This window comes from Frankia sp. KB5, assembly GCF_002099325.1.
Classification (GTDB): Bacteria; Actinomycetota; Actinomycetes; order Frankiales; family Frankiaceae; genus Frankia; species Frankia casuarinae.
On record NZ_MRUJ01000116.1, the window covers coordinates 1 to 9,716 of the forward strand.

Genomic DNA, 9,716 nt, shown 5'->3' on the forward strand with positions numbered 1-9,716 from the left:
CAGAGCGGCAAGCCGGACGGTGTTTGGATCGAGAGCGAACCCTCTCCACCTCCCGCGACGCCAAATCATGGAAGGGTCGGCTAACGAACCGCTTGTTCCAGCAGGTAGGTACAGCGGCGGAAGAGTGGTCCGTCGTGGTGGAGCATCGCCACGATTGTTACTTCAACCGGAATGTCCGAGTAGTGGACAAGGCCGGGTCGCCGGGCCGAAGCCGCAGCTCCCCGAGCTCCGGTAACAGGACTGCTGCCGCGACCGTGCGCTCCCGCCGGATGTCGCCGTTGTCGGGCACCCGGATGGGTGGGGCGGACAGCAACGCGAGGTGCTCCTCGGGCTCCTTCCCAAGGGTCGCGAGCACCGCCGTGGCAGCCTCAAGCCGGCGGACGGAGGAGTTGCGGGCGAACACGTTGATCTCGTCGTGGGGAACGAAGTCGGGATGGAGGAAGTGGTTGGTGTGGACGGTCTGTGGCGCTTGCACGGTCCGTAGCTCGTCACCGAGGATCTCCACCCAGACCGCCCGGGTGGCATCGCAGAGCGTCAGCGACCGGGAGCTGGCCAGCCGCAGGCCGCGGAGGACGTCGAGGGCTTCCTCGACGTCCTCCGCTGTGTCGAGCAGGTGCCGGATCGCCAGGTACGGGGGCAGACCTGCCCGCCAGTCGCCACCCAGGACGAGGTTGAGCCCGATCGCGAGGCCGCGGCTGTTGAGGCCGAGGTATCCGAGCAGGCCGCYGAAGCTCAGCACGAGCGAGCGGCCGATCGGCGAGGCCAGGTCGAGGACGGCGATCTGGTCTTCGAGGTCGCCGTTGAGGTCGACGGTCTGGGCGAGCAGCGGGCCGGCGACCCGCGCGTAGGTGGTGCAGTCACCCGCGGTGGGGATCTTGGTGTAGCCGAGGATCTCGCGCCGAAGCTGGAGCAGCCAGGCCTCGTCCTCGTCCAGGCCCGCGCCGGACGCGAGCCCGGCGACCTCGGCCGCGAGCCGCGGCGTGGCGTGCTCGATCTCCGTACGGTACCGGGCGATCGTCGGGCGCAGTCCGTCCAGCGTCACCGGGTCGGGCAGCAGCCGGCCGAGCCGGCAGACGTGGTCGTCCACAAACGACCGCAGCCGCCCCGCCAACGCCGCCCCGTGGGCCTTGCCCAGCTCCGACGGCTCCCCGTCCGCCCTGACCAGGACGGTCACGGGCACGCCTTAGGGCGCTCGGCGAGCGTCTTCTTCACGATCGGCCATTCCTCGACCAGCACGCTGTAGTAGATCGCGTCGCGACGGCGCCCGTCCGGCATGGGGTTGTAGCTGCGCAGCACCCCCTCCTCGACGGCGCCGATGTTGCGCAGGCCGCCGCGGGCCTGGGTGTTCAACACGTCGGTCTTGAACTCCACCCGCAGCGCGCCCAGGCGCTCGAAGGCGTGCTCCAGCAGCAGCACCTTGGCCCACCGGTTGATCCCCGTGCCGCGGAAGTCTCGGCCGAGCCACGACCAGCCGATCTCCAGCCGAGCGTCCGGCTCGGACAGGTTGCTATAGCTCATGCTGCCCGCGACCCGGCCGGTGCGCTTGTCGGTGATGACGAAGACACATCGCCGGCCGGCCCGATGGTCGGCGAGAGATGCGTCGAAGAACGCCTCGAAGTCGGCATCGGATTCCACCCGGAAGACGAAGTACCGCCAGATGTCCGGGTCGAAAGCGATCGCCCGCAACGCTTCCCGGTCGGCCTCGGTGACGGGTGCGAGGCGGACGTGGTCGTTGTCCAGGACGGCCGGGCCGTCCGTGCGCCAGGCCACCGGTCAGGCCCCCGCTGGAGCGTGCCGGGACAGGATTTCCACGCAGTCACGCAGGGTGTGCATCCCGGCCAGATCGTCCTCGGTGAAATGGGCCATGTCGATGCCCGTGTCCCTGCACAGCGAGGTCAGGAACAGGACCTTGTTCAGCGAGGTCAGCCCGTAGGTACCGGTGAGGGCGGCAGCGGGCTCCAGGTCCTCGGGGGCGATGTCGATGGTCAGCACCGCGGCCAGGTTCTCCCGGACGACGGTCTCGATGTCAGGCAGCACAGAGTCGGGCAGCACAGAGTCAGGCAGCATGGAGTCCCTTCCTCGGGTCGCCGAGCTGGCGCAGGTACACCGCTCGGATCTGCTTCCGCTTGGGTTTGTACTGAGATGTGAGCAGGCCGTTGTCGATGCTGAACGGCTCGTCGGCCACCACGGCCCGGTGGATGTACTGGTCACCGCCGAGCGCCTTGTTGGTGGCCGCGAGCTGTGCGGAGATGGCAGCGGTGTCCGCCGGCACCGACGCCGGCGAGACGACCGCCACCAGCTCGGTCTGGGCCGGGCAGTAGAGCACGCACTCCGCGATGGCCGGGCTGGCCTTCAGATGCTCCTCGATCTGCCTGACGATGATCTTCTTACCGTTGTCCAACACGATCGTGTCGTCGGCACGACCGAGAACGAACAGGAAGCCGTCGGCGTCAAGGTATCCGAGGTCACCGGTGCGCACGGTGCCGTCGGGRCCGAAGACCCGCTCGGAGTCGCCGGGCTCGCAGTAGGCGTACCGCCCGTTCACCGGGTGCTGGGCACGGACGCTGATCACCCCGTCATCGTCGATGAGTACCTGCTTGCCCGGCAGCACCCGGCCTACGCTGCCCTCCCGGTGCGCGCCCGGGTGGTTCTTGGCCACGATGCACGTCTCGTTGAGGCCGTAGCCCTCGTAGATCGGCAGACCGAGCCGGTTGAAGAAGGCAAGGGTGGCGGGATCGGCGGGCGCCGAGCCCGTCCAGAGGTAGCGGATGCGGTCGCCGAACAGGTCGCGGGCCACATCGGCGAGGTCCCGGCCGGTGCGCTGGGTGCGGCGCTCGATCTGGCTGCGGRCACCTTCGAAGAAGCCGGGCACGCCCATGACGACGGTCGGCCGTACCTGGGTGAGTGCGACAAACGCCGCCTCGTAGGTGCAGACCGTGACGTCGTGGCCGTGCAGCAGCGCCGAATACACCCAGTAGCGCTGCTGAAGCAACGACAGCGGCAGAAACACCAGCAGATTGTCGCCGGGGCCGTGGCCGAACATGCCCTGGACGGCGTCCAGCGAGCTGTCGATGCTGCCGACGGTGGCGCCCAGGCCCTTGGGCGTGCCGGTGCTTCCCGAGGTGAACTTGATCGTGGTGACCTCGTCGGGGGCGTACCTGACCGGCGGCGGGGGCACGTCGGGCAGGTCGTCGAGCAGGTCGTCGAGCAGGGCCGCGAGTTGCTCGACACCGGATTCGTCGGACGGCCGGTCGGTGAACAGGAGGGAGAGGCCGTAGCGGTCCATGAGTTCGCGGGTAGGCGCGAACTTGCCCGGTTCCAGGCCGGCGGTCTCGACCTTGAGCCGCAGGGCGGCCAGGTCGAGCACCACCCACTCGAGGCTGTTGGCGGAGAGGATGCCGATCCGGTCGCCCGCGCCGAGGCCGCGGGCGCGCAGCCTGGCCGCGACCAGGCCGGACAGTCGCCAGACCTCGGCGAGCGGGACCTCGCGGGTGCCGGCCAGCCTGGTGATGTACAGCGTCCCGCGGTCCGGGGTGGACGCCAGGAGTTTGTTGATCATGACAGGCTCCTGCTGGTCGGGCGGAAGAACGTGGTGTGGGCGAGGGTGACCTTGCTGCCCGGCGGGATCAGCTCGACCGTGCTGGGCCACTGGTCGGGCGCCGGCTGGCCAAGGGCTTCGGCCAGCCGGACGGCGAAGCGCGGCATGACCGGCGCGGCGCCGTGCGCGAGCAGTGCGGCGGCGGCCAGCTCCAGTGCGGTGGCCGTGCGCACCTCGTTCGGCATGCCGCCGGCCCGCGCCAGCACGCGTTCCCGGCGGCTGAACCGGAGCGCGTCGGCCACCAGGGCGTCCAGTTCGGCGGCGGCCTGGTTGAGCGAGAACCCGCCGGGCCGCAGGCTGGCGGTGAGCGCCCCAAGCCGGGCAGCGAGCTGGCTGAGGAACCCGGCGTGCTCGGGGGTCCAGTTGCCGGCGTCGGGAGCCACCCCGTCGTAGTGGTCGGCCACGTGCTGGCCGAGGTCGTTCAGCCAGGCCTGCCAGGTGCCGATCAGGGTGGTCGCGAGCGTGTGCTCGTAGGCGTCGAGCTCGAAGTTCGTTCGCTGCGCCTCGGGACGGCTACGGGCGAGGAAGTAGCGCACGGCGTCCACGCTACCGGCGTCGAGGATCTGCTTGCCCCAGATGGCGTGCCGGCGGCCGGTGGAGAACTTCAGGCCGTCGTAGAGGAAGAACTCGTTGACGTGGTAGTCGATGTCCGGCGTCCAGCCGGGCAGGGCGAGCTGGTAGAGCACCGGGTAGAGAATCGCGTGGTAGAAGCTGTTGTCGTAGCCGAAGAAGTGGACGATCTTCCAGTCGTCGGTCGGCTCGGCGGCCGTCCAGTCGCGGCCGATGCGCTCGCCGAGCTTCTGGATGCCGTGCAGGAAGCCGAAGGCCATCTCCGGCCATACCCAGATCACCTGGCCGGCGCCGTTCGCCTCGTGCGGGGTGATGCCCCAGTCGCTGGGGTGGCTGACCGGGATGTCGACCCGCTCCCGGCGGAACAGTCGTGCGGCGAGCTCCCGTAGCCGGGCCGGGACGCGGCCCCGGCGGTGATGGTCGAGCACCGTGCCCGCGTGCTCATGCAGCGGCAGCACGTAGCGGCGGACCGTGCCGGCAGCGGGTGCCTCGCCGGAGGGCTTGGCGACCGGATCGGCCAGGTCGACCACGGTGTTCGGCTCGCCGCACTCCTCGCAGATGTTGCCGCCGGTGATCTCACCGCAGCYGGGGCAGCCGCCGCGGACGTCGACCTCGTAGAGGTATTGGCCGGTTTTCGGGTCGAACAGCGCGGGGCCGTCGCTCGGGGCGATCGCGCCGGAGTCGACCAGCCTGGTGAAGAAGTCCTTCAGCGCGGGGACATAGCTGGGGTCGGCGTTTGTGACGGTGTACTGGTCGAGCGGGATGTCCATCAGTCGCAGGGTTTCCGCGATCTCGGCGCTGTAGTGCGCGGCCGTTTCGGCGTTCGACCTGCCTTCCCGGCGAGCGCAGTCGACCACGTAGGACTGGAAGTCGTCGCTGCCGGTCAGGTGCCAGATGTTGGCGCCGTTCATCCGTTGGAACCGGACGTAGGCGTCGGCACCCAGATACGGGCCGGAGAGGTGGCCGAGGTGGAGGTCGCCGTTGGGGGTGGGCGGCGTCGAGAAGACGAACACCGGGCGGTCGCCGTGCTCGCTGGTCACCGGGGTGGCCGAGGACACCGCGCGGGCGCCGTCGCGCCAGTACTGGGTGAGGAAGACCAGATCCTGATCCCCGGTGTTCTCCACGACGTGAGCCTCGAACGGCTCGAACAGGACGACGGTGCCCGGCGCGACCGGGTGGCGTTCGGAGCCCACGACGAACTCGCCGCGGCCGGCGACGATGACGATCAGCTCGGTTTCGTCGTGCCGGTGGTGCGCCGAGGCGACGCCCGGTGCGACCCGGCCCCAGGCGGCGCCGGTGCCCAGCCCGTCGACCGAGACCATGTCGATCCCGAATGCTTCGGAGAGCGCGGCGACGCCAAAGCGGTCGATGATCATGCGGTGTCCTTCTCGTCGAGCAGGTCGGCGGCCGCCGCGGCGATCGCGGGGGCCAGCCGGTAGCCGGAACCGCCCGCCGCGCCGGCGAACAGCACCCGGCCGTCGGCGGTGACCGGGCGCACGATCGGCGTACGGTCGGGGCTGTAGGCATCGCAGAACACGCGGCCGGAGACACAGTACGGGCTGAGCTTCGGGGCGTAACGATCCAGGATCGCCCGGCCGCGGTCGAGGTCGTCGGCGGACAGCTCCCCGGTCAGCGCGTCCGGGGTGACGTCCCAGTCGGGTGAGGTGTAGCTGAACAGCCAGTGGCCGCGGTGGGCCAGCGGTAGCAGGAACGCGTCCTCGTCGTGGAAGACGGTCGTGCGGTCGCGAGGGGTGGCGGGTCGTTCGATGTGCAGGGCGACCACTTTCTTGATCCGGACGCCGAGCGGGGCAAGCAGCTCCGGCCAGGCCAGCCAGGGACCCGGTGCCAGCACGACGCGGCCGGCGGTGAGCCGGGCACCGGTGCTCAGCGTGAGGACGACGCCGTCCGGTGCGGACCCCACGGCGGTGACCGCGGTGCCCTCCCGAAACGCCGCGCGGTCGCGGAGCCGAGCGGCCAGGAGTTGGGTGAGCGCTCCAACGTCGGCGTAGTGGGCGCCGTCGCCCTCCCAGCCCTGGTCGGCCGGACGCAGCCGCGCTTCGGGGAGGTAGTGCTCCCGGACGGCGGCTTCGTCGGTGCTGACCACGGTCAGGCCCACCGGGTGGATCGGCACCTGTGGGTCTCGCCGGCGCAGGTCCTCGTACCAGCGATGGCTGTAGGCGGCCAGCGCCCGCACCCGTGGGGTGGCACCGCGCGGGAAGTGCAGGCCGGCGGAGAACCGGGACACTCCGCCGCCAACCACTCCCCCTGTCGATCACCGTCACCCGCCGGTGGGGCGCGCGGGCCAGTGCCTCGGTGGCCACCAGGCAGCCGACCACTCCGGCACCGACCACCACGACGTCGGCGTCCACATGATCGCACGCCCTTTGGCCCAGGATTTTCCCGGAAAGAAAGGCCTCCGGGCGTGCAGCTTCGCCATAATCGCACGCCCTTTGGCCCAGGATCGTCCCGGAAAGAAAGGCCTCCGGGCGTGCAGCTTCGCCATAATCGCACGCCCTTTGGCCCATTAGCGGGCCCCTGTCTTGGGTGACCACTCGGCGAACGCCGGGTCCTGTCCCCTGCTCCGGACGCCGCGGATCCGGTCGACGATCCGCTGGCTGCGCCAGGCGGTGAGGCTGAGGTTCGGGTCGGCGAGGCCGCGCTGCGTGCGGACGGCATTTTGCAGGAACAGGTTCCGGTCGGCCGGGCCGTCCCAGTTGGCGGCGAAGTCGGCGTCCACCTGATACTCGTCGTCCTCCCGCGCCAGGCGTTGCTCCAGGGGTGCCAGGAAGTCCATCCGGGCCGGCTGGAACCCGGTGGCCCAGATGATCACTTCGGCCTCGAAGATCTCCAGGCCGCCGGCCAGGTCGTTGTGCTGGACGGAGATGCTCCAGCCGTCCGGCGAGCACGCCTCGACGCTGACCACCTCGCGGTTGGGGTAGAGCCCGGTGAGCTGCGGGGCGCCCGTGATGAACCGGTGGACGTAGATCTGCTGATAGATTTCCCGGGCGGTGGACTCGGAGATGCCGTCGCTGGTCAGCACCTGCTGGCTGTTGAAGTCGGCCCGTACAGCCAGGTCGAGCTCGGCAAAGTAGTCGGAGTGGCAGGGCATGTAGAACTCGTTGGTGAACGGCGAGTCGTCGATCGGGAAGTAGTTGCGCCGGCGGGACAGCCACGACACCCGGTGCGGCAGTTCGCTGTCGGGCCGGGAGATCAGGTCGAGGAACGCCTCGGCGCCGGACTGGCCGCCGCCGATCACCGCCACCCGCTTGTCGCGCAGGCGGACGGCTTTCGACCTGAACTCGCTGACGTGGAACTGAGTGCTGCCCAGGTGCGGRCGGGCGAACATCGGCACCCACGGCACGGTGCCRACKCCGACCACCACGTTGTCGGCGAGGAGAGCGCGCTTGTCGGTCTGCACGACAAACGCGTCGCCGGTGAAGTCGACGGCCTGCGCCTCCTCGCCGAACACAACGTTCTCGTTGCGACTGCAGGCCCAGCCGAGGTAGTTACGGAACTCCTCGCGGGGCACTTTTTCGAACTGTGCGTTGAGGTAGTGGTAGATTCGCCCGCGGTCGTGGAGATAGGCTATGAACGAGAATGGACTGGTCGGGTCGGACAGGCTCACAAGGTCCTTGAACAAGGACACTTGGAGGGTCGCTCCAGGGATGAGCTGATCGTCGTGCCAGGTGAATTCGGCCTTCCTGTCGATGACCAGGTTCGGCATCCCTGGGTCACCGTGCAACAGGGCTGCCAGGCTCAGGTTGGCCGGTCCGGCCCCGATTCCGACACAGCGGTACCGCGGAGACTTACTCCCCATGAGAAGAGCTCGCTTTCAGCGTTCGGACAGACGAACTTACATTCGCTCGTGAAACCGGCCGCGCGGGCCCAGGGCGTCAGCGATGGCGAGGCGCAGCACCTCGGAGGCGCCCTCGTAGATCCGCAGCGACCGGATCTGCCGGTACAGCCGCTCCGGCAGGCTGTCGTGCACCAGCCCGGCCGCGCCGTAGACCTGCACGGCCGCGTCCACGACCTGCTGGGCGGCCTCGGTGGCGTACAGCTTCGCGATGCTGGAGTGCCTGGCCAGCGGGGCGCCCCGGTCGGCCTCCCAGGCGGCCCTGGCCACCAGGAGGGCGGCGGCGTTCAGCCGTACCTCGACATCGGCGAAGCTGGCCTTCACCGTCGGCAGGTCGAACAGCCGCCTGCCGTACGCGGCCCGTTCTCTGGCCCTGGCCAAAGCGGCGTCGGCGGCCCGGCGGGCGAAGCCAAGCGCCGCGGCGCCGACGGTGAGGCGGAACCGTTCGAGCAGCTCCATGGCCACGACAAACCCGCCGCCGCGGGGGCCCAGGACGGCGTCGGCCGGGACCCGGCAGCCGTCGAACTCCAGTCGGGCGATGTCGCGTTCGGCCACCATGTCGATCGGCTCGATCCGCAGGCCCGGGGTGCCGGCCGGGACGAGCAGCGCGGTCAGGCCCAGCGCGGCCGGGCCGTCACCGGTGCGGGCCACCACGCAGAAGACGTCGGCGCCCGCGGCGCCGGCGATCCACATCTTGTTCCCGTCCAGGACGTACTGCGCGCCGTCCGGCACGGCGCGCAGGGCGAGCGCGGCGACGTCCGAGCCGGCCTGCTCCTCCGACAGCGCGAACGCACCTGCCAGCTCGCCGCAGGCCATGCCGGGCAGCCAGCGCCGCTTCTGCTCGTCGGTGCCGTGGCGCTGGATCGGCCAGGCGGCCAGGACCTGGATCGAGAACGCGAAGTCGGCCAGGTCCTCGGTGTAGGCCAGGGCTTCCCTCGTCAGACACAGGCTGCGCAGGTCGGCGGGCTCCAGCAACCCCGCGGCCCCCAGCTCGCGCAGCACGCGGGCGCCGTACTTCGCCGGCGCGCCGGTCCGGGCTGCCGCCGCCAGATCGGCGCGGGTGTCCCAGAACCTGCCGAGCGCCTCGGCCAGCTCGCGGTGTGACTGCTCGTAGAACGGCAGCGCCACCAGCTCCGGGTCCAGGCTCATGCGGCGGCCCGCCCTGCCATCAGGCGCCTGGCCAACTGCGGCTCGACGAAGAACGCGAACGAGGCGTAGCCGCGCCACACCCGCTGCCAGGCTCGCTCGACGGCAACCGGGCCGGCAGTGCGGCCGACGTGGTCGAGGTAGCCGACGATCAGGTCGGTCGCCTGGCGGGCGTGGCCGGCCGAGACGTTGTCGATGGACAGATGCGCCGCCTCGTAGGCGATGTCGAAACGGTGGTGGCGCATCTTCTCCATCTCATGCAGCCGCAGCTCGCCGAGGCCGAACATCTCTACCCCCAGGCTGTAGCCGAGGATCTCCTCGTAGCGGGAGTCCGGGAACAGCGCCAGGCTGAGCTGGTAGGTGGCGTACGGGTAGGTCAGGTCGGGCAGCTCGGCCTGGGTGAGGAACTCCTCCGAGCGCGGGTGCGGCAGGTGGATGTCCATGCTGGCCAGGGCCTGCTGGATCAGCGTGATGTGGTTCTTGGCGATGTCGCCGCGGCCCATCTCGTCGGCGTAGATGGCGAACAGCGGCCCGTCGCTGGGGCGGTGG

The 9,716-nt window shown here is 70.1% G+C and carries 8 protein-coding genes and 1 pseudogene; all 9 read right to left on the reverse strand.

Annotation, left to right across the window (positions count from 1 at the left end; translation table 11 throughout):
- Positions 1-157: 157 nt before the first annotated feature.
- Positions 158-1,180 carry a C45 family peptidase gene (locus KBI5_RS12645; RefSeq protein WP_085015336.1) on the reverse strand — a complete coding sequence of 341 codons (1,023 nt, stop codon included), beginning with the start codon at positions 1,178-1,180 and terminating at the stop codon, positions 158-160.
- Positions 1,171-1,770, reverse strand: a complete 600-nt coding sequence (locus tag KBI5_RS12650) for a GNAT family protein (protein ID WP_011437654.1) — start codon at positions 1,768-1,770, stop codon at positions 1,171-1,173. The genes KBI5_RS12645 and KBI5_RS12650 overlap by 10 nt, the downstream gene beginning before the upstream one ends.
- A 3-nt stretch (positions 1,771-1,773) precedes the next feature.
- Positions 1,774-2,037 carry a hypothetical protein gene (locus KBI5_RS12655; RefSeq protein WP_035941249.1) on the reverse strand — a complete coding sequence of 88 codons (264 nt, stop codon included), beginning with the start codon at positions 2,035-2,037 and terminating at the stop codon, positions 1,774-1,776.
- Between the two features lie 19 nt (positions 2,038-2,056).
- A complete protein-coding gene (locus KBI5_RS12660; protein ID WP_085015337.1) occupies positions 2,057-3,559 on the reverse strand; it encodes an AMP-binding protein in 1,503 nt (500 codons plus the stop codon).
- Positions 3,556-5,544 (reverse strand): class I tRNA ligase family protein, encoded by a 1,989-nt coding sequence (locus tag KBI5_RS12665; protein WP_085015338.1) that lies wholly within the window; start codon positions 5,542-5,544, stop codon positions 3,556-3,558. Before KBI5_RS12665 ends, KBI5_RS12660 begins: the two co-directional genes overlap by 4 nt.
- A pseudogene (locus KBI5_RS12670) lies at positions 5,541-6,537 on the reverse strand (FAD-dependent oxidoreductase). Before KBI5_RS12670 ends, KBI5_RS12665 begins: the two are co-directional and overlap by 4 nt.
- A gap of 155 nt (positions 6,538-6,692) precedes the next feature.
- Positions 6,693-7,985 (reverse strand): SidA/IucD/PvdA family monooxygenase, encoded by a 1,293-nt coding sequence (locus KBI5_RS12675; protein ID WP_035909438.1) that lies wholly within the window; start codon positions 7,983-7,985, stop codon positions 6,693-6,695.
- A gap of 36 nt (positions 7,986-8,021) precedes the next feature.
- Positions 8,022-9,170 carry an acyl-CoA dehydrogenase family protein gene (locus KBI5_RS12680; RefSeq protein ID WP_011437660.1) on the reverse strand — a complete coding sequence of 383 codons (1,149 nt, stop codon included), beginning with the start codon at positions 9,168-9,170 and terminating at the stop codon, positions 8,022-8,024.
- On the reverse strand, positions 9,167-9,716 hold a 550-nt coding region (locus KBI5_RS12685; protein ID WP_198537680.1), incomplete at its 5' end, for an iron-containing redox enzyme family protein. The genes KBI5_RS12685 and KBI5_RS12680, both read right to left, overlap by 4 nt.